We start from the raw sequence: 25,001 nt of genomic DNA, 5'->3' as shown, positions 1-25,001 counted from the left end.
TCGTGACGTTGGCGTGCAATACGTCGGATTATACCGGCCCCCCCTGGCGCGACACACCTTCGGCCGAACGGCCAACGCCTACTTCGACGCGTCTTCCTCGACCGGCTGCGCGATGCCGAACACCTGGCGCAGGTACGCGAGATAGGCCTTGTCGTCGCACATGCTCTTGCCCGGCGAATCCGACAGCTTCGCGACCGGCTGACCGTTGCAGCGAACCATCTTGATCACGATCTGCAGCGGCACGTAGCCGAGATCGTTGGTGAGGTTGGTGCCGACGCCGAACGCGAGCTTGCAGCGGCCGCGGAACCGTTCGTACAGCTGCATGACCTTCGGGATGTCGAGCGCGTCCGAGAACACGAGCACCTTGGTGCGCGGGTCGCAGCGGTTCGCCTCGTAGTGGCGCAGCATCCGCTCGCCCCAGTCGAACGGATCGCCCGAATCGTGGCGCGCGCCGTCGAACAGCTTGCAGAAATACATGTCGAAGTCGTTCAGGAACGCGTCCATCCCGTAGACGTCCGACAGCGCGATCCCGAGGTCGCCGCGATATTCCTTCGCCCACATCTCGAAGCCGTAGATCTGCGAATCGCGCAGCCGCGGGCCGAGCGCCTGGCACGCCTGCAGGTATTCGTGCGCCATCGTGCCGAGCGGCGTGATGTCGTGCTTCATCGCGTACAGCACGTTGCTCGTGCCCGCGAACTGCGGGCCGAGCCCGTCGCGCAGCGTGAGCGCGACTTCCTCGTGCCAGACCTTCGAGAAGCGCCGGCGCGTGCCGTAGTCGGCGATCTTGCAGTCGGCGAATTCGGGCTTCGCGCCGAGCAGCTTGATCTTCTCGCGCAGCCGCTCGCGCCCTTCGCGATAGTCGGGCTCGCGCTGCGTGTTGCGGAAATAGACTTCGTTGACGATCGCGAGCACCGGGATCTCGAACAGGATCGTGTGCAGCCACGGCCCCTCGATCACGACGTCGATCTCGCCGTTGCCCTTCGGCGACGGCGTGATCGAGATGTACTTCTCGTTCAGGTGGAACAACGCGAGGAAGTCGACGAAGTCGCTCTTGATGAAGCGCATCCGCCGCAGGTAGTCGAGTTCGACGTCGGAAAAGCGCAGCGAGCACAGGCCGCGCACCTCGTCGCGAATCTCGTCGATGTACGGCACGAGATCGACGCCGGGCGTGCGGCAGCGGAACCGGTATTCGACGTTTGCAGCGGGAAAGTGATGCAGGACGACCTGCATCATCGTGAACTTGTAGAGATCCGTGTCCAGCAGCGAAGTGATGATCATGATGACGGCAGCGCCAATATCGTGACAGGGCACCGGCGCACCGCGCGCCGCCCGGTCTGTCGGCCATGTTACCCGAATGCGGGCCCGACCATCGTGAAACCGGCCGCCGCCTTGCCGTATCGTGCCGGTGCCTGGCGTACGGGTATCCGTGTCGCGCGCCCCATAAACTAATCACGAAACGATATAAGCCGGATAGCCGACCTCGTCATGCGGGTTTGGCGCTTCAGTTACAATGCCGCTTTTGGCGCAAACGCCACCCCATATACCGCCAAGCAGGAGCGTTTTAATGACTCACGTTGTGACCGAAGGCTGCATCAAGTGCAAATACACGGATTGCGTGGATGTGTGCCCGGTGGATTGCTTCCGTGAAGGTCCCAACTTTCTCGCCATCGATCCGGACGAGTGCATCGACTGCGCCGTGTGCGTCGCCGAATGCCCGACCAATGCGATCTATGCCGAAGAAGACGTTCCGGGCGACCAGCAGCAGTTCACCGAGCTGAACGCCGAGCTGGCGAAGAACTGGCCGTCGATCACGAAGACCAAGCCGGCGCCGGCCGACGCGGACGAATGGAAGGACGTGCAGGACAAGCTGCACCTGCTCGAGCGCTGATCGCACGGCGGCGACCGCAAAAAAATTTCATGCGTCGCGGCTTCGAAGTGTTGACAGGTTAGCGAACACTCCATACAATCTCGTTTCTCTGCTGTTGCTTGTTTGTTCCCCGATAGCTCAGTCGGTAGAGCGCCGGACTGTTAATCCGTAGGTCCCTGGTTCGAGCCCAGGTCGGGGAGCCAAAAACGCAAAAGCCCGTTGAAAGTGGACGGGTTTTTTGTTGGAAAACATAGCACGCAGATGTACCGATTTATTCCCCGATAGCTCAGTCGGTAGAGCGCCGGACTGTTAATCCGTAGGTCCCTGGTTCGAGCCCAGGTCGGGGAGCCAAATAGCGAAAGGCCCGTCATTCGACGGGCCTTTTGTTTTTCCGGCCCCCTTGTCCGCCTTCCTGCGTTGCGTGACCCGGTCATGCGCATGCTAGAGTCTCTGTCCCGCATCCGCATCCGGTTCCGTCGATGAAGCATCGCCTCCTCCGTTTCGCCCCCGCCGCCCTCCTGCTCTCCGCCGTCGCCGCCGCACCGCTCGCGCACGCGGAGGAAGTCGGCAGCGTCAACACCCATTTCCGCGTCACGGGTTCCGATCGCGTGGTCGTCGAGGCCTATGACGATCCGGTCGTGAACGGCGTGACCTGCTACGTGTCGCGCGCGCGCACCGGCGGGATCAAGGGCACGCTCGGCGTCGCCGAGGATCCGAGCGAAGCGTCGATCGCGTGCCGGCAGGTCGGCCCGATCAGCTTCAAGGAACCGCTCAAGCAGCAGGCCGACGTATTCAGCGAACGCATGTCGTTCATCTTCAAGACGCTGCACGTCGTGCGCGTGGTCGACAAGAAACGCAACACGATCGTCTATCTGACCTACAGCGACCGCATCGTCAGCGGCAGCCCGAAGAACGCCGTCACCGCGGTGCCGATGCCGGCCGGCACGACGATTCCGGTCAAGTAAGCCCGCACCCGCCGGGGGCGCGAGCGATACACTGTCGGTTCGACCGCTCCCGCGCCCGATCATGTCCGCCACCCGCCTTCCCGATTCCGCACGCTACTGGCGCACGCCGCTCGTGCCGGACGCGGACCTGCTCACGGCCACCTATCGCGATCACGCGTTCGCGCCCCACTGGCACGATGCGTACACGATCCCCGTGATTCTCGAAGGCGCGGAACGCTTCACCTATCGCGGCAACGGCTATGTCGCCGAAACGGGCACCGTGCCCGTGATCAATCCCGGCGAAGTGCATACGGGGTCGCGTGCCGCCGACGAGGGCTGGTGCTATCGCGTCAGTTACATGCCGGTGGAATTCATCCGCGAACTCGCGAGTGCAGTCGCGGGCCGCCCGCAGGATCCGCCATGGTTCGCCCCCGGCGTGATCCGCGACGCCGATCTGGCGGCCCGGCTCACGCTCGCGCATCGGATGCTGGAAGCCGGCAGCGAGCGCGCGCTGTCGTCGCATGCGGCCGACGGTCCGGCTACCGACGCGCCGCGCGTCTACGATCCGCTCGCCGCCGAAACCGCGATGCTCGACGGGCTGTCGACGCTGATCGTGCGCCATGCCGACGTGCGGCCGCAACCGGCGCCGCTCGCGGCCGACGAACCGCGCGTCGACGCGATGCGCGAGCGGCTCGCCGCCGATCTGACGTCCGCGGTGACGCTCGACGACGTCGCGCAGGCGGTCGGCCTGTCGCCGTTCCACGCCGCGCGTCTGTTCACGCGTACGACCGGCATGCCGCCGCATGCGTGGCGCAACCAGCTGCGGCTGCAGCGCGCGCTGGCACCGTTACGCGCGGGCGTGCCGGTCGCCGATGTCGCCGCGGCCAGCGGCTTCGTCGACCAGAGCCACTTCACGCGGCATTTCAAACGGATGTTCGGCGTGCCGCCCGGGCGCTGGCAGGCAAGCTGACGCACGGCTTCCCGCCGTCGTCGGTCGGACCGCACCGCGCAGCGACCCGCCGCGCCGGCCGACACTCGGGCACCGACCCCGCTCCCGCGAGCGCAAGAACATACAAGCCGGCCCGCCACCGGCCCGCTATCCTCCAGCTCATGGAGGAGCGCTACTTGAACGAGACACCCGCCTCACCCCCGCGCCGCCCGCTCAACGAATGGCTCGATGGCGCGCGCGACACGATTCCGATGATGATCGGCGCCGCGCCGTTCGGCGTGATTTTCGGCACGCTCGTCGGCAGCGGCCCGCTTGCCGCCTGGCATGGCGCGCTGATGTCGCTCGCCGTGTTCGCGGGGTCCGCGCAGTTCATCGCGCTCGGCCTGATCGCCGGCAGCGCGAGCTTCGCCGTCGTGCTCGCCACGACGCTGATCGTGAACCTGCGCCACCTGCTGTACAGCGCGACGCTCGCGCCCTATGTCGCACACCTGCCGCTGCGCTGGCGCGCGACGCTCGGCGCGTTGATGACCGACGAAGTGTTCGCGGTCGCCTACGGGCACTACCGGCACTACCCGCCCGGCACGATCGGCCCCCACTACTTTTTCGGCTCCGGGCTCGCGATGTACCTGAACTGGCAGGTCTGGACGCTCGCGGGCATCGGCTTCGGCACGGCGTTCCCGGGCCTGCAGTCGCTCGGCCTCGACTTCGCGATGGCGGCGACCTTCATCGCGATCGTCGTCCCGCAGCTCGGCACGCTGCGCTACTTCGCGGCGGCCGCGACGGCCGGCACGCTCGCGTACTTCTGGCAGGGCTGGCCGTACAAGCTCGGGCTGCTCGGCGCGGTCGCCGCCGGCGTCGCGATCGGCGTCGTGCTCACGCTGCGGCACGATCGCACGCGGGCCCGCTCTCGCCCGGAGGCCGCATCGTGAACTACGCGCTGTTGATCCTCGGGATGGCCGTCATCACGTATGCGATCCGCTCGACGCTGTTCCTGTTCGGCGAGCGGCTGACGTTCCCGCCGCTCGTGCGGACCGCGCTCGGCTTCGTGCCGGTCACCGTGCTGACCGCGATCATCGTGCCGATGACCGTCTCGCCGCACGGCGGCACGGCCGAGCTGACGTGGCGCAATCCGCAGCTCGTCGGCGCGCTCGCGGCCGTGCTCGTGTCGGCCGCGACCCGCCGGCCGCTCGTCACCATCGCGGCCGGGCTCGCGGTGTTCTTCCTGTGGCAAGGGGTCGTCATCCCGCACTGGCCGCCCGCCTGAGCGCACGCTCCATCGCGCGCGCTCAAGTTTCCGCGCGGCCCGCCGATATAGGAGAGGAAGACCCGCCACCGGCCCCGGCGCGCATCGGTCAGTCGACGCGGCGCCCGCTCCGGTGCGCCGCGCCGGCGCCGGCTTGCGCGGGCCGTCATCGAGATGATTCATGGGCCAGATCACCCTTTCCCTCAAGGACGACACGCTCGAGTCCCTGCGCAAGGACTACGACGCGTTCGTGCGCGTATCGCTGAAACTCGACCCGCAATTCGCGACGCCGTCGTTCGAGGATTTCCTGCGCGCCAAGCTGCTCGACAACATGGTGCCGCTGACCGAGCACGCCGTGCAGCGGATGCTGCAGGGCGGCCAGTACGCATGGGCCAAGCGCACGCTCGACAAGGAATTTCCGGACGTCGTCGCGATCCTGATGCGGCAGGCCGGCGAATTCGGCTTCGGCTTCGCGTCGCGCTCCGAATGGACGCCCGACGAGCTCGCGAAGGCATGCCGCGACTGGGCGAAGGCGATCGTCGCCGAAGCACAGGGCGACGCGTCGCTGATCGACCCGCTCGCGTCGCAGATCAAGGCGGCGGCGCAGGACATCCAGACGCTCGAGGAACTGATGCAGACGCCCGCGTGGCGGCTCGCGGAATCGCTGCGGCAGCGGATCTACGAGGCCAAGCTCGCATGCGAGATGAGCGTCGGCAGCACCGCGCGCGACAAGCTCGGCGAACTGCGCGGGCTGCTGCGGCTCGGGCTCGCGCACGGCTCGTTCCAGAAGCAGGAAGCGCAGCAGATCATGGAATACCTGCGGCTGCTGAAGCCGGAGATCTTCGTCGAGGAACCGTACGACGTCTTCGCGCGCCTCGCCGCGTGGCTGCGCAGCGTATTCACGCCGGCTGCGGTGCGGCCGGCCCAGGGCCAGGGGCAAGGCCAGCGCCGGCCGTAAGTACGCGTCCCGCTTATTACCCCACGAAGACGGCCCGATTCGCGCAAAGCGAACCGGGCCGCCGGACGATCGCCCGTCGCGACGCGCCGTCCGAAAACACGCGTCGCAACGGCGCCGGACACCGCTTACTGCGTGGCGCCCTGGGCCGATGCGCCGCCCTGCGCGCCGACCGAGGCGCCGCCTTCGGTCGCGTCGTCGGCCTTCTTCTTGGCCGAGCCCGCATGGCTCTTGGCCGACTTCGCCGCATGCTTCGTGTGCTTCTTGGTCGAATGGACGGCCGACGACGTCGTATCCTTCGCGCCATCGGCTGCCGCGCCGACCGCATCGGTCGCGCCGCCCGTCGCATTGCCCGACGCGTTCACGCCGGCACCACCCTGCACGCCTGCGCCGACACCTGCCGCCGGAGCCTGCGTCTGTACGCCGGCACCCGCCGCGCCTTGCGCCGTCGTGCCCGTCTGGGCGAATGCGGCCGAAGTGGCGAACGCCGTCAGCGCGGCACCGATCAGCATCGTACGAATCTTGGACATGGCAATTCTCCTCAAGAAGTTGTGCGCCCGGTCCGCAGCGATGCGGACCGTCGCGTTCCCGCCGCAACACGCAGCAGGTACGACAGAAGACCCGCGGCCCACGCGGCCGGTTCGCGAATCTCTCAGACTGTTACCCACCGTTTCATTTGCTGACGAATCGCTCACAGTCCTTTACAACGTGCGGCGGCGGCCCGCGCTCGCGTGCCGGCCCGCGGTGCCGTATGATGCGGAGCGTTTCCTCCCGCGCACCGCGCACCTTCCTCGTCATGCCCAATCTGGATTTCACGCTGACCGGCGAATACGTCGAGCTGCACAACCTTCTCAAGATCACCGGCCTCGCGGACAGCGGCGGCACCGCGAAGCTGATCGTCGCGTCCGGCGCGGTGAAAGTCGACGGCGCGGTCGAGCTGCGCAAGACCTGCAAAATCCGCGCGGGCCAGGTCGTACTGCTCGGCGACACGCGCATCGCGGTACGCGAGGCATAGCACCCGTTCACGCTGATAACGGGCTTGCGCAGGCCCTGGCCGTTCCCCTGCCCGCGACATGGCCATCGGCGCACGCGTTCGACACGGTACGAATAAAGCCGTAAGCTAGCCGTCTCTCAAAATAACGACATACAGCGCGGGCCCGCATCCGCGCGAGCGCCCATTCCATGTCGCATTCCGGTCTCACGCGGACGGCCGCCGCGCCGCCGTCCCTGTCCAGTCATGCCGCCGATACCGCGCGCCTCGCCGCACCGCTCGCGATCGCGCAACTGTCCCAGATGGCGATGAGCGTCACCGACACGGTGCTGCTCGGCTCGCTCGGCCCCGATTCGCTCGCGGCGGGCGGGCTCGGCGCGAACTTCTTCTTCGTGATCGTGACGATCCTGCAAGGCGTGCTGTCGTCGGTCAGCGTGAGCGTCGCGCACGCGCGCGGCGCGCAGGCCGAGGATCGCGTGCCGCACATCTACTGGACGGGCTTCGCGCTGTCCGTGCTGCTCGCGATTCCGGCGATCGTCGCGCTGTCGCTGGCCGAACCGATCCTGCTGATGTTCCACGAGCCGCCGCTGCTCGCGCATCACGTCGGCGAATACACGGGCATCCTGCGCTTCGCGGCGCTCGGCAGCCTGATCGGCGTCGGGCTGATGCGCGCGTTCCTGCCAGCGATCGGTGCCGCGCGGCGGCTGTTGTGGGTATCGATCGGCGGCGTCGGCGTCAACGGCGTGCTGAACTACGGGCTGATCCACGGCGCATTCGGACTGCCGCGCCTCGGCTTTCTCGGCTCGGCCGTCGCGACGACGATCACGATCTGGCTCACCGCGCTCGCGCTGATCTGGCTGCTGCACGGCCGGCAGCGCTTTCGCCATTTCGTGACCGCCGCGCGCCCGAAGCTGCCCGTGATGGGCGAACTGATCGGCATCGGCTGGCCGGTCGCGATCACGTACGGCGTCGAATCGACGCTGTTCCTCGCCACCGGCCTCACCGTCGGCGTGCTGGGCGCGACGTCGCTCGCCGCGCACCAGATCGCGCTGAACGTCGCGTCGGTGTCGTTCATGGTGCCGCTCGCGATCGGCCAGGCGGCCAACGTGCGCGTCGGCTACTGGATCGGCGCGGGTTCGCCCGTCGCCGCGCGGCACGCGGGCTTCGTCGCGCTCGCGCTCGGCGTCGGCTTCATGTCGCTGTCCGGCCTCGTGATGATCGTCGCGCCGCATACGATCGTCGGCCTGTACCTGCACCTCGACGACCCGGCCAACGCGGCCACGGTGTCGCTCGCCGCGTCGCTGCTCGGCATCGCCGCGGTGTTCCAGATCGTCGACGGGATGCAGACCGTCGGGTCCGGTGCGCTGCGCGGCCTGAAGGACACGCGCATCCCGATGCTCGCCGCGACCCTCGGCTACTGGGGCATCGGCTTCCCGACCGGCTACTGGTTCGCCTTCCACGCGGGCCTGGGCGCGCGCGGCCTGTGGTGGGGGCTCGCGGCGGGCCTCGCGAGCGTCGCCGTGCTGATGGCATGGCGCTTCCACCGCAAGACCGCGTCGCTGATCGCGGCGGCGCGCTAGCGCCGGTTTGCGCGCGTCACGCGCCGTGGGCACGACACGACGCGAAATCGCGGCCGGCGCTATGCTTGTCGGCTGAACCGCTCGAGACGCCGCGCCAGCGGCGCGACTGCCTCACGATACGTCTGATTACGCCTGACGCCGCGCGACGACGCGCGGCCTTTCCCCTTTCCAGGAGGAGTGCATCATGAATGAAGCAGTTCGGATGGAACGCGACACGTTCGGCGAGATCGCCGTGCCGGCCGACCGGCTCTGGGGCGCGCAGACCGAGCGCTCGCTGCAGAATTTCCGGATCTCGACGGAGAAGCAGTCGCCCGAGCTGATCCACGCGCTCGCGATCGTCAAGCGGGCCGCGGCGGCCGTCAACCAGTCGCTCGGCGTGCTCGCCGACGACAAGGCGCACGCGATCATCGAAGCCGCCGACGAGATCATCGCCGGCAAGCATCCGCGCGAATTCCCGCTCGCGGTGTGGCAGACGGGCTCCGGCACGCAGACCAACATGAACCTCAACGAGGTGATCGCGAACCGCGCGAGCGAGCTGCTGGGCGGCGAGCGCGGCGAAGCGCGCAAGGTTCATCCGAACGACGACGTGAATCGCGGCCAGTCGTCGAACGACGTGTTCCCGACCGCGATGCACATCGCGGCCGCGTATGCGATCGTCAACCACCTGCTGCCGGCGCTGCGCACGCTGCGCGCGACGCTCGACGCGAAGTCGAAGGCGTTCGCCGACATCGTGAAGATCGGCCGCACGCACCTGCAGGACGCGACGCCACTCACGCTCGGCCAGGAGTTCTCCGGCTATGTCGCGCAGCTCGACCAGGGCATCCGTCACGTCGAATCGGCGCTGCCGCACCTGTACGAACTCGCGCTCGGCGGCACCGCGGTCGGCACCGGGCTGAATGCGCATCCGGAATTCGCGGTGCGCGTGGCCGACGAGATCGGCCGGCTCGCGAAGCTGCCGTTCGTGACGGCGCCGAGCAAGTTCGAGGTGATGGCGGCCGCCGACGCGCTGGTCTTCGCGCACGGCGCGCTGAAGACGGTCGCGGCGAGCCTGATGAAGATCGCGAACGACGTGCGCTGGCTCGCGAGCGGGCCGCGCTGCGGACTCGGTGAGCTGTCGATCCCGGAAAACGAGCCGGGCAGCTCGATCATGCCGGGCAAGGTGAACCCGACGCAGTCGGAAGCCGTGACGATGCTGTGCTGCCAGGTGTTCGGCAACGACGTCGCGGTCAACGTCGGCGGCGCGAGCGGCAATTTCGAGCTGAACGTGTTTCGGCCGATGATCGCGCACAACGTGCTGCAGTCGGTGCGGCTGCTCGCCGACGGCGCGCAGAGCTTCAACGATCACTGCGCGGTGGGCATCGAGCCGAACCGCTCGCGCATCGACCTGTTGTTGAACGAATCGCTGATGCTCGTGACGGCGCTCAATCCGCACATCGGCTACGACAAGTCCGCGCAGATCGCGAAGAAGGCGCACAAGGAAGGCACGACGCTGAAGGCGGCCGCGCTCGCGCTCGGCTACCTGACCGAGGCGGAATTCGATGCATGGGTACGCCCCGAGCAGATGATCGGGACGCGGTAACGGCAGGACGACGGGCGCGGCGCGTCGAGCGCGGCGCCCGCGGCACTCAGACGGTGCCCTTCGCGACCTCTTCCGGCTTCATCTCGACGATCTTGTCGAGCGCGGCCCGCACGTCGGCCGCATATTTGGCGAGCACCTTCTGCTCGTCGGTTTCGGGCACGAACGGCGGCACCGGCACCGGGTTGCCGTTCTCGTCGACCGCGACGAACACGACGAGGCAATCGGTCGTCTGGCGCAGCACGCCGCCCTTCGGATCGCCGGCGTGCACCGACACGTGGATGTGCATGCTGGTACGGCCCGTCGCGACGACGCGCGCCTTCAGCTCGACCAGATTGCCGACCAGGATCGGACGCTGGAAACGGATGTTGCCGACGCTGACAGTCACGCAATAGCGGCTCGACCAGACGGCCGCGCACGCATACGCGACCTCGTCGATCCATTTCATCAGCGCGCCGCCATGCACCTTGCCGCCGAAGTTCACGGACGAAGGCTCGGCAAGGAAGCGGAATACGGTTTCGGTGCGGTCGAGAGCGGCCGGCACGGGGGACGGTTGGGGCATTGTTGTGGCTCCAGGCGGCAGGGGCGCTGTAATCGGGCCATTATACGTTGCACTGCGGCAATGCGTCGCGGCAAGCCCCGCCTAGCGGGGCTGCGGCGGCCATGCCGGCTCGCGCGCCGACCGGCGTCGGTCAGCGGCGCACCGTGATGCCCTGGTCGATCGTCCCGTACATCTCGATACTGCCGCTGCGCTCGCCGGTCGCGCCCGCACCGCCGGACGCACAGGCCGCGCACACGAGCGCGGCCGCCAACACACAGAAAATCGTCTTCATCGTTGCATCGCGTCACATGCGGCGGCCCGCTGCCGCCGCGTCCGGCCATTCTACGCGTGCCCTGCAACGGGCCGCGGTCCGGTCCGCGCCAGCGCGCCACCGCCGTATCCGACATTTCATCCGGAAACGAAACATCGAATGCGCGCGCGGACTACACTGCCCTCCAACCCGCTCGACGAGACACGACGATGACCGATCAAGACGACCACCATTTTCCGGGCCTGAGCCGCATCGGCGCACTGATCGCCGATCCCGGCCGCGCCGCGATGCTGTGGGTGCTGATGGACGGCAGCGCGCGACCGGCCGGCGAACTGACGATGATCGCGGGGCTGTCGCCGTCCGCGGCCAGCGCGCACCTCGCGCGCCTGACCGAGGGCGGGCTGCTGGCCCTCGACGTGCGCGGCCGGCATCGCTACTACCGCATTGCGTCGGCCGACATCGCGGCGTCGCTCGAAGCGCTCGCGAACGTCGCCCGCGCGGCCGCGCCGCATCGCCCGGTTCCGCCGCCGTCGCGCACGGTCCCGGCCGAACTGCGCTATGCACGCACCTGCTACGACCACATGGCCGGCGAGCTCGCGGTGCGCATCTTCGACGGCCTCACCGCGCGCGGCTGGCTATTCGCCAACGGCGACGCGATCGACACCACCGAGCGCGGCACGCAGGCGCTCTCGCAATGGGGCATCGACGTCGCGCAGCAGCGCGCGCGCCGGCGCCGCTTCGCGTGCGGCTGTCTCGACTGGAGCGAGCGGCGTTCGCATCTCGGCGGCGCGCTCGGCGCGGCGCTGCTCGACAGCTTCTGCGCACACGGCTGGATCGAGCGCGCGGCCCGACCGCGCGTGCTGCGCGTCACGGTGCCCGGGCAGCAGGTTTTCGACGCGTGGCTTACGTCTGCTTGACGCCGGCATTGCAGCTGCACGACAACGGCGCGCGATGGACAGGTTTTGTTACACCGCGTGCCATTCGACTTACAAAACACCGTGCCTTGAAACAGGCCAAGCGGATATCGTGAACGGGACGGCACGAATCGACGCGCCGCGATCACAACGATGACGCTCACCATGGCCTCCCTGTTCGCGCTCAAGCGCACCGCCCGCTACACGCTGCTCGCATTCGCCGCACTGGCGGCGCTGCCGCCCGCCTTCGCGCAATCTGCCGATGCGCCGCCGGCTGCAGCCGCGGCACGGCAACCCGGCGGCGATCCGCCCGGCCGCGTCGCCCGGCTCAATTACCTGTCGGGGGCCGTGACGACCGAACCGGCCGGCACCGATACCTGGTCGTATGCGGCGGTGAACCGGCCGCTGACGACCGGCGACCAGCTGTGGAACGATGCCGGCGCGCGCTCGGAACTGCACATCGGCTCGACCGCGGTGCGGCTCGGCGAATCGACGAGCCTGTCGGTGCTGAACCTCGACGACACGACGACGCAGTTGAAAGTGGGTCTCGGCACCGTCTCGACGCACGTGCGCGGTCTGCCGGCCGGCGGATCGTACGAAATCGACACGCCGAACCTCGCGCTCGGCATCACGGGCCCCGGCGACTATCGCGTCGATGTCGCGCCGAACGGCGCGAGCACGACGGTGACGGTGCGCAGCGGCAGCGCGACCGTCTACGGCAGCAACGGGCAGTATCCTCTGTCGCCCGGGCAGCAGGTCGTATTCACCGGCACCGACCTGCAGGTCGCGCAGCAATCGGCCGCACCGGGCCCCGACGCGCTCGACCAGTGGGCCGCCAGCCGCGACGCGGCCGAAGCGCGCTCGGTGTCGGCCCGCTACGTGTCCCGCGACATGCCCGGCTACCAGGATCTCGACGCGAACGGCACGTGGCGCGAAACCCCGAATTACGGCGCGGTATGGGTGCCGAACGACACGCCGGCCGACTGGGCGCCGTATCACGACGGCCACTGGATCTGGCAGGCGCCGTGGGGCTGGACCTGGGTCGACGACGCGCCGTGGGGCTTCGCGCCCTATCACTACGGCCGCTGGGCGTACCTGGACGACAGCTGGGCCTGGGTGCCGGGGCCGATGGTCGTCAGCCAGCCGCCCGTCTATGCGCCGGCGCTCGTCGCGTTCGTCGGCGGCGGGGGCGGCGGCGGTTCCGACTGGAGCGTCGCGCTCACGGTCGGCGGCGTTGCCGCGGCCGGCTGCGCGTGGTTCGCGCTCGGTCCGGGCGAACCGTGGCATCCGGGCTGGGGCGGCTGGAGCCCGCACTACTACGACCGCGTCAACCGCAACATCGTGGTGAACAACGTCAACGTGAACAAGACCGTGAACGTGACGAACATCACCAATATCACCAACATCAACAAGACGTACGTGAACTTCCGCGCGCCGCATGCGATCACGGCCGTGCCGGCCGCCGCGTTCGTGCACGGCCAGCCGGTCGCGCACTTCTCGCAACACGTCGATCCGCAGCAATGGCGCAACGCGCACGTCACGCCGGGCACGCCCGGCATCGCGCCGGTCCGCCAGAGCTTCACCGGCGGGCTGCGCACTGCCAGCTACCGTCCGCCGGCGGCGATCGCGCAACACCCGTACGTCGCGACGCGCAATCCTGCCGTGCCGCCCGCGTATCGCGACCAGGCCGCCGCCCACCTCGCGCAGCAAGGCGGGCGCGTACCGGGCGCCGGCGCGCCGGTCGTGAAGACGAATGTGCCGGCCGACTACGCGGCGCGTCCGGTCCGCGTTCCGGGCAAGCCGGGCGGCGGCGCCTGGGCGATGCACAACGTGCAGCTCGTGAACCCGCACGGCCCCGTCGTGCAGCCGGGCCGCGCGCCGCGTGAAGGCCAGCCGGCCGCCGAGCAGGCGGGCCGGCCGGGCGTACCGACGCCGGGCGTACCGACGCCGGGCATGCCGAACGGCGCCCGGCCGAACGGCGAAAACTCCAACGCACCGCGTTTCACCAATGGCGGCCCGCCGCAGGCGCCCGGCAACCCGATCCCGCATCAGGCGTTCGCGCCCGGCAACGGCGTTCCGCATCCGCCGGGCGCGAACAACGCTCCGTCGGGCATCGGCAATGCACGTGCAGCCGGCGCACCGTCGTCGCCCGCGTGGATGCAGCCGCACACGCCGATGGAGCGTCAGCGCGCCGCGCCGCCTACTGCGCTGCACGCGGCAGGACAGAATGCGCTGCCGCCCGTGCGCAGCGCGGCGGTACCGCATCCGGACGGCGTGCCGACACCGCAGGGTGTGCAACCCGGCGGCCGGAACGAAACGCCGCGCGCGCAGCAGCAACCGCAACCGCAGTCGGACCATGTCGCGCAGATTCCGCAACCGCGTCCGCGCCCCGATCTCCCGACGCCGGCCCGCCAAGCGCAGCCGCAGCCCGAACGGGCCGCCCCCGCGCCGCAACCGCGCCAGGACTTCGCGCAACCGGCGCCCCATCGCGAAGTCGCGCCGCCGCGCGTGAACGAGTACCGCCCGCCGGCGCCCGCCGTGCATGACATGCCGCGCCCGCAGCCGCAGGCGCCGCGCATGGAGCCGCGACCTCAACCCCAGCCGGCGCCCCGGATGGAACCGCGCCCGTCGATGCCCGCGCCCCGGATGGAGCCACGGCCACAGCCGGCGCCGCACGTCGAGGCGCCGCGTCCGGGCAATCCGCCGCCGCAGGGCGGCCACGAGGAGCGGCATCGTCAGTAGGTGCAGCAAACATGAAACAAAAAGGCTCGACCGGTATCAGCCGGTCGAGCCTTTTTGCAGGTGCGAATCGATGAAGCCGCGCGGCCCCGGCCGCGCGATCAGACCGCCATCGGCGCGGTCAGCGGCTCATGATGCCGGTAGCCGACGAGCGAGAAATCGGACGGCTCGACCTGCTCCAGCCATTCGGGCGCATAGACGCCCGTCTTCGCGTACTCGGGCACGCGCTCGGCAATCTCGAGCCGCGGGCTTTCGTACGGCTCGCGCGTGAGCTGCTGCTGCAGCATGTCGAGCTGGTTCTCGTAGATGTGCGCGTCGCCGATGAAATACGTGAACCAGCGCGGCGTATAGCCCGTCAGCCGGCCGACGAGCGACAGCAGCGCGGCCCCCTCCGTCAGGTTGAACGGCGTGCCGAGGCCGACGTCGTTGCTGCGGATGTACAGGCACAGCGAGATCTCGCGCTTCGTCGCGTTCGGCAGGAACTGGTACAGCAGATGGCACGCGGGCAACGCGATCTGGTCGAGCACGGCCGGATTCCACGCGTGAAACAGGATGCGACGATCGGACGGGTTCTCCATGATCGTGTCCAGGCACTGGCGCAGCTGGTCGATCGCCTTGTACAGCAGCACCTTCGGCGCGCCGTCTTCGTCGAAACGCGTGACGATCCGGAAGCCGCGGCGCGTCGCGTCGGCGATCTGCGCGTCAGCGTTCGCGTCGAGCACCTTGTAACCCGGCCACTCACGCCATTGCACGCCGTATACGTCGCCGAGATCGTCCACGCCCCGGCGATACGGGTTCGCGAGCCACTGCGCGTTCTCGTTCGCGTTCGCATCCCACACCTTGCAGCCGAGCGCGCGAAAATCAGCCGCGCTGCGCGACGCGCGCAGGAACCCGACCAGTTCACCGATCGCGGACTTGAACGCGAGCTTCTTGGTCGTCACGGCCGGGAAGCCTTGCTGCAGGTCGAAGCGCAGCATCGCGCCCGGCATGCTGATGGTGCGGATGCCCGTGCGGTTCTCCTGCCAGGCGCCGGTATCGAGAATGGTACGAACGAGATCGAGATACTGTTTCATGCGGGTTCCTTCGGCCGCGAGGGGCGGCCGTACCCGCCAATTTTAGCAAGCGTGGCGCGGAAGCTCCGGCAACGACGCCGAAAACCCTGCCAGCGTGTCGCCGCGATCGCGCATGCCGTGCGCGCACATCAGCCGGTAGAGCGTGACGCGCGACACGCCGAGCTCACGCGCGGCATCGGCAAAACGGCCGCGATGGCGCAGCAGCGCCTGCTCGATCGCCTGCCGTTCGGCCGCCTCGCGCGCCTCCAGCAGCGACACCGGCGCGAGCGTCGCATAGTCGTTCAGCTCGAGATCGGCCGCGGTGATCATCCGGCCTTCGGACATCACGATCGCGCGCCGCACGCGGTTGATCAGCTCGCGCACGTTGCCCGGCCACGAATAGCCGTACAGCGACGCGACCGCGTCCGGGGAAAAGCCGCGCAGGCGGCGATGCGCGTCGCCCTTGAAGCGCTCGAGCATGTGGCGCGCGAGCACCTCGATGTCCTTGCCGCGCGCGCGCAGCGGCGGCTCCTCGATTTTCAGCACGCACAGCCGGTGAAACAGGTCCTCGCGAAAGCGCCCTTCGCGCAGCGCCGTTTCCATGTCCACGTGCGTCGCGCAGATCACGCGGACATCGACCGGCATCGACACGTGCGCGCCGAGCCGCTCGATCTTGCCTTCCTGCAGGAAGCGCAGCAGGCTCGCCTGGCTTTCGAGCGGCAGGTCGCCGATCTCGTCGAGAAACAGCGTGCCGCCGTTGGCGGCCTCGACGCGGCCGATCTTGCGCTGGTTCGCGCCGGTGAACGCGCCGCGTTCATAGCCGAACAATTCCGCCTGCAGCAGCGTCGACGGGATCGCGCCGCAATTGATCGCGATGAACGGCGCCTGCGCGCGCGACGAACGCTCGTGAATCGCGACCGCCGTCAGTTCCTTGCCCGTGCCCGATTCGCCGGAGATGAACACCGGGGCGTCGGTCGCCGCGACGCGGCGAATCGTCCTGAAGAGCCCGAGCATCGCATCGCAGGTGCCGACCATCTCGCCTTCGCTGCGCCCGGCGCCGACGGGCGGCGCAACGGGATCGGTCAATGCGACCATGCCGTGCGCATGGCCGACGGTCTCGACGATCCGCCCGGTTTCGTACGGCATCGTCACGTAGTCGAAGCAATAGTCGCGGATGAGATGCCGCAGTGTCGCGTCCTGCAACTGGCCGCGTCGCGTCGCCGCGATCCAGCCGATGTGCTGGATGCTCAGGCAGGCTTCGAGTTCGCGCAGATCCGACGGCTTGAAGCCCGGCGAGAAATCGAGCAGGCCGGCGGTTGCCACGCCGTGCTGCACGACGCGCCGTACGTCGCGCACGGTCTCGGCGAGATCGACGCGCCAGCCGCGTTCGTCGAAATGGCCGCGCAATGCGTCGTTCGGTTCGCGCGAATAGTAGATCACGTGCCGCTGATCGGCTCCCATATCCTCACCCCGTTCATCAACCGTCTAACGATTGCCGCACACGTCAGATCGTGTGCAAAAGGATCGAATCGGGTCAGCCAGAGGTGGCTCGATTCGCCATGCCGATGCGCGGCAACGACAAAGCCTCGCATGATGGCGCTTATCTCGCGTCCAATAATTTTTGACAAGACAGCTTGGTTATAGGCGCTGAATACGACAAACCCGTTTCAGCGCCGATGGCGATGCGGCCAAATCGCTCAGGAGGTCGATGCAGATCAATCCTCTGCACATAGTGGATGCGCAGAAAGGGCTTCGTCACCAACACACGCGCCGATTTTCATCCTTCGAGCGTATCGGTTGAATCAGCAATATTCCCGAGCCCCCTCGTTTCAGGCCTGAAACATTTTCAGGCGTTTTCGGCCGTCATTCGCAATGCTCGGGCACGAATCGCAATGGCGGCAACGGTCCCGGTACGGTGGCATGTATTTCGCTGAATACGGAAACGACCGGAGACAGTCGCCATGCGAAAACTTTTTTTACTTTCCTTCGTGCCGATGACGCTCGTGCTGTCGGCCGCCGGCCCGCCTGCACCGGCCTGCGCGGACGAAGGCATGCAGCCGCAGCGCGCGATGCTGCTTGCCGACAACACGCCGGGCAGGCAACACGACAACGCGTTCGGCATCGTGACCGTGTCGGCGCCGCAACCGCTGCCGGCACGCCAGGCCTCCGTGACGCTGTGGGACGAGATTCCACCGCCGCCCCATTTGCCGCTGCCGCTGCCGGCGCCTCAACCGGGCGATATCCGGCATGCGATGGAAGGCAACGCGCGAGCCAATACGCATCCCTGATCATTCGACGCGTCGAATCGATCAGGATTGCGTATTGAATCGACGATCCGGTCGGAAGGAATGCCATCGGGTAGAGCCGGTATCGCCAATCTCGCGGCACAAAAAGTTTTTGTGCTCCGTCCCCCGGCGGGCACTCTTTTTATTCGGACGGCCGCCGCGGCGCGGGGCATCACGCGTCGCGGCGCACGATGCAAGAAACGCGGATACCCGCGCCGGCAGGCGGAATCCGGCGCGCGCCGCCGTTCCGGTAAAATCGGCTCCATTCCGTCTTCCCTCTTCCCCGACCTTCATGACGACGTTGACCCTGATCGTCGCGCGCGCCCGCAACGGCATCATCGGCCGCGACAACCAGTTGCCCTGGAAACTTCCCGAGGATCTCGCGTTCTTCAAGCGCACGACGATGGGCGCGCCGATCGTGATGGGCCGCAAGACCCACGAATCGATCGGCCGGCCGCTGCCCGGCCGCCGCAACATCGTCGTCACGCGCGACGCCGCGCGCCGTTTCGAAGGCTGCGACACGGTCACGTCGCTCGCCGATGCACTGGCGCTCGCCGCGCACGACGGCGTGCCCGAGGCGTTCCTGATCGGCGGCGCGCAACTCTACGCGGAAGGTCTCACGCTCGCCGACAAGCTGATCGTCACCGAGATCGATGCCGATTTCGACGGCGACGCGTCGTTCCCGGCGCCCGACGCCGCGCACTGGCAGGAAGTCTCGCGCGACGCGCATCGGGCCGCCGCGCCGAACACGTTCGGCTATGCGTTCGTCGTCTACACGCGCAAGCGCGGCTGACGTCTTCTTCCGCACGATGAAAAAAGCCCGACCGGCTCACATACGCCGGTCGGGCTTTTTCGTTTCCTGGCGGCCTGCGCCACGCGCGGCTTACTGCCCCGCGATCGTCATCTGCTCGATCAGCACCGAGCCGGTTTCCTTCGTCCCGCGCACGATCGAGTCCGCCCCGATCGCGACGATATGGCGGAACATCTCCTGCAGCGTGCTGGCGACGGTGATTTCCTCGACCGGATACTGGATCACGCCGTTCTCCACCCAGAAACCCGCCGCGCCGCGCGAATAGTCGCCCGTCACGTAGTTCACGCCCTGCCCCATCAGCTCGGTCAGCAGCAGGCCCGTGCCGAGCTTCTTCAGCATCGCGTCGAAGTCGTCGCCCGCCTGCGTGTTCGAGCTGCGCAGCGCGAGGTTGTGCGAGCCGCCCGCGTTGCCGGTGGTTTGCGTGCCGAGCTTGCGTGCCGAATAGGTCGACAGGAAATAGCCTTCGACGACGCCGTCCTTCACGACGCTGCGCGCACGCGTGCGCACGCCTTCCTCGTCGAACGGCGCGCTGCCCATCGCGCGCGGCACGTGCGGATCCTCGACGACCTGGACGTGCGGCGCGAACACCGGCTTGCCGAGGCTGTCGACGAGGAACGACGTCTTGCGATACAGCGCGCCGCCGCTCACCGCCTGCACGAACGCGCCGAGCAGGCCGGCCGCGAGCGGCGCCTCGAACAGCACGGGCACCTTGCGCGTGTCGAGACGGCGCGCGCCCATCCGCGCGAGCGCGCGTTCGGCCGCGTAACGGCCCACCGCTTCGGGCGCGGCGAGATCGATCGCGCTGCGCTTCGACGAATACCAGTCGTCGCGCTGCATGTGGCGGCCGCTGCCCGCGATCGGCGCGCATGCGATGTAGTGGCGCGAGTACGGATAGCCGGCGAGGAAGCCGCGCGACGTCGCGAGCACGAACTGCGAGTGCTGCGCCGACACGCTCGCGCCTTCCGAATTGCGGATCTGCGGGCTGACCGCGAACGCGGCGTCTTCCGCGCGGCGGGCGAGCTCGACGGCCTCGTCGGCGCTCAGCGCCCACGGGTGGTACAGATCGAGGTCGCGCGGATCGGTTTCGAGCAGCTCGGCTTCGGCGAGGCCGGCCGCTTCGTCCTCTGCCGTGAAGCGCGCGATGTTGTAGGCTGCGGCGACGGTATCCTTGATCGCGGCCGGCGAGAAGTCCGACGTGCTCGCGTTGCCGCGCTTCTTGCCGATGAACACGGTGACGCCGACCATCTTGTCGCGGTTGTGCTCGATCGTTTCGACTTCGCCGCGGCGCACCGACACCGACAGGCCGTCGCCCTCGGAGATTTCGGTCGCGGCGTCGGTCGCGCCGAGCGCCTTCGCATGGCGAAGGATGTCCGATGCGATTTCCTTGAGCTGGTCCTGCGTGTGCGGGAAATAGCGCGCTTGTACGTCGAGATTGGCTGCCATCGTCTTGGTATCCGGTGGCGGGCGGGCGCCCGCATGGTCAAAATGTTGCGTATCCCGCGATCATAGCAAGGTCCGGGGCCGCGCACAGACAAGCTTGGGGTGTCCGCACCGCGATACAATGCGGCCCATGACACGCAAAACCCGAATCCAGCCGATCGAGCCTGTCGCCGAAGAAGACGACAACGGCTACGATCGCCCCAGCAAATCCCAGTTGAAGCGCGAAATGCACGAGTTGCAGGTGCTCGGCCAGGCGCTCGTCGACCTGCCGAAAGACGCACTGAAGCGCATGCCGATGCCCGAAAGTCTCGCGGACGCCGTGCGCGAGGCGCGCCGGATCACCGATCACGAAGGCAAGCGCCGCCAGCTCCAGTACGTCGGCCGCGTGATGCGCTCGCTGACCGACGACGAAACGGCCGCGCTGCGCACCGCACTCGACGCGCAACGCGGCGTGAACAAGGCTGCGACGGCCCGCCTGCACTGGATCGAGCGCACGCGCGAGCAGCTGCTCGCGAGCGACGACGCGCTGACCGAATTCCTGCGCCAGCACCCCGACGCCGACATCCAGGAAGGCCGCACGCTGATCCGCAACGCACGCAAGGAAGCGCAGCAAGGCAAGCCGCCGCGCTATTTCCGCGAGCTGTTCCAGTGGATCAAGGCGGCCGGGGGCGCGTCCGACAGCGACGACGACGCGGCCGACGACGCCGGAGACGACCATGACGACGAAGCCTAACCACCCGGACGAGCTCGTGGTCGGCCTCGTGTCGATCAGCGACCGCGCGAGTACGGGGGTCTACGAAGACAAGGGTATTCCGGCGCTGCAGGAATGGCTCGCCGGCACGCTGGTTTCGCCGTGGCGCGCCGAAACGCGCCTGATCCAGGACGACGCGCCGACGATCTCGGCCACGCTGACCGAACTCGTCGACGTCGCCGGCTGCGACCTCGTGCTGACGACGGGCGGCACGGGCCCCGCGCGTCGCGACGTGACGCCGGAAGCCACGCTGGCCGTGGCGACGAAGGAAATGCCGGGATTCGGCGAACAGATGCGGCAGATCAGCCTGAATTTCGTGCCGACCGCGATCCTGTCGCGGCAGGTCGCGGTGATCCGCGAAACGGCCGACCATGCGGCGCTGATCATCAACCTGCCCGGCCAGCCGAAGTCGATCCGCGAAACGCTGGAAGGGCTGCGCGACGCCGACGGCAAGTCGACCGTGCCCGGCATCTTCGCCGCGGTGCCCTACTGCATCGACCTGATCGGCGGCCCGTATATCGAGACCGACGCCGCGGTGGTCGCGGCGTTCCGCCCGAAAAGCGCGCGGCGCTGAGCGTTTGCCGCGCGCCGCACGTGTGCCGGCCCGCTCAGGCGGCCGGCACGGAATCGCCTGCCGGCGCCGATGCGGCCGGAATCAGGAAATGCTCGCGGTAGTACTTCAGCTCGTCGATCGACTCGTGGATGTCGGCGAGCGCGGTGTGCATCGCCCGCTTCTGGAAACCTTTGTAGATGGCCGGCTGCCAGCGGCGGCACAGCTCCTTGAGCGTGCTGACGTCGAGGTTGCGGTAGTGGAAGAACCGCTCGAATTCCGGCATCCAGCGCGCCATGAAGCGGCGGTCCTGGCAAATCGAGTTGCCGCACATCGGCGACTTGCCCGGGGACACGTACTGCGCGAGGAACGCCTGCAGTTGCGCGGCGGCTTCCGCCTCGGTCACGGTCGACGCGCGCACGCGGTCGATCAGCCCCGAGCGGCCGTGCGTCGACTTGTTCCAGTCGTCCATCTTCGCGAGCGTCTCGTCGCTCTGGTGAATCGCGAACACCGGGCCCTCGACGGCGACGTCGAGCGTGGAATTGGTCACGACGACCGCGATCTCGATGATGCGGTCGTTATCCGGGTCGAGGCCCGTCATCTCCATGTCGAGCCAGACGAGGTTCAACTCGTTGCGCACGAGCGCGGGCTGGCTGGCGGAAGCGGCGGTATCGGTCATGATTCATCCTGGAAAATAGCGAACCGGGCGCGCCGACGCGGCGCCACCCGGGCGGTCGGCATCGCATCAGCGGGGCCGGTCCGCAAGAACATATAATTCTCGCATAGAACCCTTTGGCGCCTTCGATGTCACCCTTTTCGTTCACCCTGCTGTTCGCGATCGCCGTACTCGCGATGGTCGTCACCAAGCTGTGGCTCGCGTCGCGGCAGATCCGCTTCGTCGCCGCGCACCGCAACGGCGTGCCCGCGCAGTTCAGCGCCACCATCCCGCTGACCGCCCACCAGCGCGCGGCCGATTACACCGTCGAGCGCACCCGGCTGACGATGCTCGAGATCGTCGTCAGCGCGGCCGTGCTGGTCGGCCTCACGCTGCTCGGCGGCGTCGGCGCGCTCGACACGCTGCTGACCGGCTGGCTCGGCCGCGGCTACGGGCAGCAGGTCGCGCTGGTCGCCGCGGTGCTCGCGATCACGGGCGTGATCGACGTGCCGTTCGAGTATTACCGCCAGTTCGGGATCGAGCAGCGCTTCGGCTTCAACCGGATGACGAAGCGGCTGTTCTTCACCGACATGCTGAAAAACACGTTGCTCGGCGCCGTGCTCGGCCTGCCGCTGCTGTTCGTCGTGCTGTGGCTGATGAACCAGGCCGGCAACCTGTGGTGGCTGTGGACCTGGGTCGTCTGGGTCGCGTTCCAGATGCTCGTGCTGCTGATCTACCCGACCTTCATCGCGCCGCTGTTCAACAAGTTCGAGCCGCTGAAGGACGACGCGCTGCGCGCGCGCATCGAGTCGCTGATGAAGCGCTGCGGCTTCGCGGCCAAGGGGCTGTTCGTGATGGACGGCAGCCGCCGCTCCGCGCACGGCAACGCGTACTTCACGGGCTTCGGCGCATCGAAGCGGATCGTGTTCTTCGACACGCTGCTCGCGCGCCTGTCCGGCCAGGAGATCGAAGCCGTGCTCGCGCACGAGCTCGGCCACTTCAAGCGCCGCCACGTGATGAAGCGGATGCTCGTGTCGTTCGTGCTGAGCCTCGTGCTGCTCGCGCTGCTCGGCTGGCTCGCGCAACGCACGTGGTTCTACACGGGACTCGGCGTCACGCCGTCGCTCGACACCAGCAACGCGGGCGCCGCGCTCATCCTGTTCTTCCTCGCGATTCCGGTGTTCCTGTTCTTCGCGACGCCGTTCAGCAGCCTCACGTCGCGCAAGCACGAATTCGAGGCCGACGCGTTCGCGGCCAGCCAGACCGACGCGCAGGATCTCGTCAGCGCGCTCGTGAAGCTCTATGAGGACAACGCGTCGACGCTGACGCCCGACCCCGTCTACACGGCCTTCTACTACTCGCATCCGCCCGCGTCGCAGCGGATCGACCGCCTGCTGCAGCACGCATGAGCCGGCCGACCTCCCGCCAGCCGGCCCCGCGCGCATCCGGCGCGCAGCGGGCCGAAGGCCGCGTGATCGCGGCGCACGGCCGCCACTACATCGTCGCGCCCGATGACGGCGGCCCGATGCTGCAATGCTTCCCACGCGGCAAGAAGAGCGACATCGCGGTCGGCGACCGCGTCGCGTACGAGCTCGCATCGGCCGACCAGGGCGTGATCGTGGAGATCGGCGAACGGCGCAACCTGCTGTACCGCTCCGACCAGTTCAAGTCGAAGCTGTTCGCGGCGAACCTCGACCAGTTGCTGATCGTGCTCGCGACCGAGCCCTATTTCAGCGAGGATCTGCTCGGCCGCGCGCTGATCGCGGCCGAGGCGAACGAGCTGAAGCCGCTCGTCGTGCTGAACAAGATCGACGTCCAAGCCGCGCTGCCGGTGGCGCGCGAGCGTCTCGCGCCGTACCGCGCGCTCGGCTACGACGTGCTCGATCTGTCGGTGAAAGGCGCGCCGGACGACGCGCGCGCGCAGTTGATGCCGCATCTCGCCGGGCATTCGACGATCCTGCTCGGCCAGTCCGGGATGGGCAAGTCGACGCTCGTGAACCTGCTCGTGCCCGATGCCGAAGCCGCGACCCGCGAGATTTCGGCCGCGCTCAACAGCGGCCGCCACACGACCACGTTCACACGCCTGTACCCGCTGGAAGGCGGCGGTGCGCTGATCGATTCGCCGGGATTCCAGGAATTCGGCCTCTACCACCTGACCGAAGGCCGCCTCGAGCGCGCGTTTCCGGAATTCCGTCCGCTGCTCGCGGACTGCCGTTTCTATAATTGTCATCATCTGCACGAGCCCGGCTGCGCGATCCTCGAAGCCGTCGCCGACGGCCGCATCGCGCCGTCCCGGCACGCGCTGTACGCGCAGCTCGTGCATGAGGCGAGCCAGATCGTCCGCTGACCGCTCGACGTGTGCGACGGCCGGCCGGCGCCAGCCGGGCCGGCCTTCATCGACAGGAGCCGCGATGCGTTTCAAGGCACCCGACCTCGCGACCGCACAGCATTGGGCCAACGTGCTCCAGGTGGCCGGCATCGGTTGTGAGCTGCACAACTGCTATGCGACCGGCGCGCTCGGCGGCCTGCCCGCCGATGCGTGCACGCCCGAACTGTGGCTCGACGACGAACGCGACGACGCGCTCGCCCGTCGGCTCCTCGATGCCGCGTCGCACGGCCCGTCGGCCGGCGCGGCACCCTGGCGCTGCCGGCAGTGCGGCGAAGCGCTGGAAGCGCAATTCACCGCGTGCTGGCAATGCGGCGCCGTGCGCAACCCGCTCGACGACTGAACGCACTGCGCCGACGCACAGCGAAAAGGCCGGCATCGAGCCGGCCTTCTCATTTTGGCGAGCGCTGGGCTAGTGTCCTGTTCCGTTGTTAACCGGTCTATGTTCACGTAGCATGTTGACGTCAACGGAACGGGAGACGTCAGCATGGCGATGGGACG

26 protein-coding genes and 2 tRNA genes are annotated in these 25,001 nt (G+C 68.1%); 20 read left to right on the top strand and 8 right to left on the bottom strand.

Going from position 1 to position 25,001, the window contains the following annotated elements; translation table 11 throughout:
* Window positions 1–78: 78 nt before the first annotated feature.
* Window positions 79–1,278: a nicotinate phosphoribosyltransferase gene (gene pncB, locus HWX76_RS32755; protein ID WP_050011492.1), complete on the bottom strand. Its 1,200-nt coding sequence runs from the start codon at window positions 1,276–1,278 to the stop codon at window positions 79–81.
* 286 nt (window positions 1,279–1,564) lie between these two features.
* Here pncB and fdxA point away from each other — a divergent pair, with 286 nt between their 5' ends.
* The 8 genes from fdxA to HWX76_RS32715 all read left to right on the top strand — a co-directional run bounded on the left by fdxA (window position 1,565) and on the right by HWX76_RS32715 (window position 5,961).
* The gene (gene fdxA / locus HWX76_RS32750) at window positions 1,565–1,888 is read left to right on the top strand and encodes a ferredoxin FdxA (RefSeq protein ID WP_011544919.1); all 324 of its coding nucleotides are present in this window, start codon (window positions 1,565–1,567) and stop codon (window positions 1,886–1,888) included.
* A gap of 106 nt (window positions 1,889–1,994) precedes the next feature.
* Window positions 1,995–2,070: transfer RNA gene (locus tag HWX76_RS32745), tRNA-Asn, on the top strand.
* A gap of 72 nt (window positions 2,071–2,142) precedes the next feature.
* Window positions 2,143–2,218, top strand: a tRNA-Asn gene (locus HWX76_RS32740).
* Between the two features lie 128 nt (window positions 2,219–2,346).
* On the top strand, window positions 2,347–2,832 hold the full coding sequence (locus HWX76_RS32735) for a CreA family protein (protein WP_050011493.1): 486 nt from the start codon (window positions 2,347–2,349) through the stop codon (window positions 2,830–2,832).
* Between the two features lie 61 nt (window positions 2,833–2,893).
* A complete protein-coding gene (locus HWX76_RS32730) occupies window positions 2,894–3,781 on the top strand; it encodes an AraC family transcriptional regulator (protein ID WP_050011494.1) in 888 nt (295 codons plus the stop codon).
* A 140-nt stretch (window positions 3,782–3,921) separates the two neighbouring features.
* Complete coding sequence (locus tag HWX76_RS32725) at window positions 3,922–4,689, top strand: AzlC family ABC transporter permease (protein WP_050011495.1); 768 nt, start codon at window positions 3,922–3,924, stop codon at window positions 4,687–4,689.
* Complete coding sequence (locus tag HWX76_RS32720; RefSeq protein ID WP_050011496.1) at window positions 4,686–5,024, top strand: AzlD domain-containing protein; 339 nt, start codon at window positions 4,686–4,688, stop codon at window positions 5,022–5,024. Before HWX76_RS32725 ends, HWX76_RS32720 begins: the two co-directional genes overlap by 4 nt.
* A gap of 160 nt (window positions 5,025–5,184) precedes the next feature.
* On the top strand, window positions 5,185–5,961 hold the full coding sequence (locus HWX76_RS32715; RefSeq protein WP_050011497.1) for a DUF4088 family protein: 777 nt from the start codon (window positions 5,185–5,187) through the stop codon (window positions 5,959–5,961).
* A 125-nt stretch (window positions 5,962–6,086) separates the two neighbouring features.
* Here HWX76_RS32715 and HWX76_RS32710 read toward each other — a convergent pair whose 3' ends face one another.
* Window positions 6,087–6,488, bottom strand: a complete 402-nt coding sequence (locus HWX76_RS32710; protein ID WP_176016900.1) for a hypothetical protein — start codon at window positions 6,486–6,488, stop codon at window positions 6,087–6,089.
* Window positions 6,489–6,754: 266 nt separating this feature from the next.
* Between HWX76_RS32710 and HWX76_RS32705 the strand changes: the two genes are divergently transcribed.
* The 3 genes from HWX76_RS32705 (at window position 6,755) to fumC (ending at window position 10,108) form a co-directional block, all read left to right on the top strand.
* Complete coding sequence (locus HWX76_RS32705) at window positions 6,755–6,973, top strand: RNA-binding S4 domain-containing protein (protein WP_006486208.1); 219 nt, start codon at window positions 6,755–6,757, stop codon at window positions 6,971–6,973.
* Window positions 6,974–7,140: 167 nt separating this feature from the next.
* Window positions 7,141–8,529 (top strand): multidrug efflux MATE transporter NorM, encoded by a 1,389-nt coding sequence (norM, locus tag HWX76_RS32700; RefSeq protein ID WP_124557539.1) that lies wholly within the window; start codon window positions 7,141–7,143, stop codon window positions 8,527–8,529.
* Window positions 8,530–8,713: 184 nt separating this feature from the next.
* Complete coding sequence (fumC, locus tag HWX76_RS32695; RefSeq protein ID WP_011544913.1) at window positions 8,714–10,108, top strand: class II fumarate hydratase; 1,395 nt, start codon at window positions 8,714–8,716, stop codon at window positions 10,106–10,108.
* A gap of 46 nt (window positions 10,109–10,154) precedes the next feature.
* On the opposite strand, the gene HWX76_RS32690 is transcribed toward fumC, so the two are convergent.
* Window positions 10,155–10,667, bottom strand: a complete 513-nt coding sequence (locus HWX76_RS32690) for an acyl-CoA thioesterase (protein ID WP_027811985.1) — start codon at window positions 10,665–10,667, stop codon at window positions 10,155–10,157.
* A 130-nt stretch (window positions 10,668–10,797) separates the two neighbouring features.
* Window positions 10,798–10,938, bottom strand: coding sequence for a hypothetical protein (locus HWX76_RS32685; RefSeq protein WP_162838111.1), 141 nt, complete (start codon window positions 10,936–10,938; stop codon window positions 10,798–10,800).
* Between the two features lie 188 nt (window positions 10,939–11,126).
* On the opposite strand from HWX76_RS32685, the gene HWX76_RS32680 reads away from it, so the two are divergent.
* Together HWX76_RS32680 and HWX76_RS32675 are read left to right on the top strand one after the other, a co-directional pair.
* Window positions 11,127–11,834, top strand: a complete 708-nt coding sequence (locus HWX76_RS32680; protein WP_050011501.1) for a helix-turn-helix transcriptional regulator — start codon at window positions 11,127–11,129, stop codon at window positions 11,832–11,834.
* A gap of 150 nt (window positions 11,835–11,984) precedes the next feature.
* Window positions 11,985–14,573 carry a DUF6600 domain-containing protein gene (locus HWX76_RS32675; protein ID WP_244138054.1) on the top strand — a complete coding sequence of 863 codons (2,589 nt, stop codon included), beginning with the start codon at window positions 11,985–11,987 and terminating at the stop codon, window positions 14,571–14,573.
* Window positions 14,574–14,671: 98 nt separating this feature from the next.
* Here the strand turns inward: HWX76_RS32675 and HWX76_RS32670 are convergent, their stop codons facing one another.
* On the bottom strand, window positions 14,672–15,643 hold the full coding sequence (locus HWX76_RS32670) for a thymidylate synthase (RefSeq protein WP_050011504.1): 972 nt from the start codon (window positions 15,641–15,643) through the stop codon (window positions 14,672–14,674).
* Window positions 15,644–15,685: 42 nt separating this feature from the next.
* On the bottom strand, window positions 15,686–17,083 hold the full coding sequence (locus tag HWX76_RS32665; RefSeq protein ID WP_050011505.1) for a sigma-54 dependent transcriptional regulator: 1,398 nt from the start codon (window positions 17,081–17,083) through the stop codon (window positions 15,686–15,688).
* 500 nt (window positions 17,084–17,583) lie between these two features.
* Here HWX76_RS32665 and HWX76_RS32660 point away from each other — a divergent pair, with 500 nt between their 5' ends.
* Together HWX76_RS32660 and HWX76_RS32655 are read left to right on the top strand one after the other, a co-directional pair.
* Window positions 17,584–17,910, top strand: coding sequence for a hypothetical protein (locus HWX76_RS32660; protein ID WP_089488264.1), 327 nt, complete (start codon window positions 17,584–17,586; stop codon window positions 17,908–17,910).
* Window positions 17,911–18,199: 289 nt separating this feature from the next.
* Entirely contained in the window at window positions 18,200–18,700 is a 501-nt protein-coding gene (locus tag HWX76_RS32655; RefSeq protein WP_050011507.1) for a dihydrofolate reductase, read from the top strand.
* A gap of 90 nt (window positions 18,701–18,790) precedes the next feature.
* Here the strand turns inward: HWX76_RS32655 and pmbA are convergent, their stop codons facing one another.
* A complete protein-coding gene (pmbA, locus tag HWX76_RS32650; protein ID WP_048984630.1) occupies window positions 18,791–20,161 on the bottom strand; it encodes a metalloprotease PmbA in 1,371 nt (456 codons plus the stop codon).
* Window positions 20,162–20,288: 127 nt separating this feature from the next.
* Here pmbA and yjgA point away from each other — a divergent pair, with 127 nt between their 5' ends.
* Together yjgA and mog are read left to right on the top strand one after the other, a co-directional pair.
* On the top strand, window positions 20,289–20,891 hold the full coding sequence (gene yjgA, locus HWX76_RS32645) for a ribosome biogenesis factor YjgA (RefSeq protein ID WP_275564760.1): 603 nt from the start codon (window positions 20,289–20,291) through the stop codon (window positions 20,889–20,891).
* On the top strand, window positions 20,875–21,483 hold the full coding sequence (gene mog, locus HWX76_RS32640; protein ID WP_080334138.1) for a molybdopterin adenylyltransferase: 609 nt from the start codon (window positions 20,875–20,877) through the stop codon (window positions 21,481–21,483). Before yjgA ends, mog begins: the two co-directional genes overlap by 17 nt.
* Before the next feature lie 34 nt (window positions 21,484–21,517).
* On the opposite strand, the gene orn is transcribed toward mog, so the two are convergent.
* Window positions 21,518–22,138: an oligoribonuclease gene (gene orn / locus HWX76_RS32635; protein WP_050011510.1), complete on the bottom strand. Its 621-nt coding sequence runs from the start codon at window positions 22,136–22,138 to the stop codon at window positions 21,518–21,520.
* A gap of 125 nt (window positions 22,139–22,263) precedes the next feature.
* Between orn and HWX76_RS32630 the strand changes: the two genes are divergently transcribed.
* The 3 genes from HWX76_RS32630 (at window position 22,264) to HWX76_RS32620 (ending at window position 24,843) form a co-directional block, all read left to right on the top strand.
* Complete coding sequence (locus tag HWX76_RS32630) at window positions 22,264–23,523, top strand: M48 family metallopeptidase (RefSeq protein ID WP_050011804.1); 1,260 nt, start codon at window positions 22,264–22,266, stop codon at window positions 23,521–23,523.
* A complete protein-coding gene (gene rsgA, locus HWX76_RS32625) occupies window positions 23,520–24,461 on the top strand; it encodes a ribosome small subunit-dependent GTPase A (protein WP_124629897.1) in 942 nt (313 codons plus the stop codon). Before HWX76_RS32630 ends, rsgA begins: the two co-directional genes overlap by 4 nt.
* A 64-nt stretch (window positions 24,462–24,525) precedes the next feature.
* Window positions 24,526–24,843, top strand: coding sequence for a hypothetical protein (locus tag HWX76_RS32620; RefSeq protein ID WP_050011512.1), 318 nt, complete (start codon window positions 24,526–24,528; stop codon window positions 24,841–24,843).
* Window positions 24,844–25,001: the final 158 nt, after the last annotated feature.

Source organism: Burkholderia sp. BCC0398 (assembly GCF_902833245.1).
GTDB classification, from domain to species: Bacteria; Pseudomonadota; Gammaproteobacteria; order Burkholderiales; family Burkholderiaceae; genus Burkholderia; species Burkholderia sola.
Note: the sequence above shows the minus strand (reverse complement) of the source record. Positions and strands in the feature narration are given on the sequence as shown.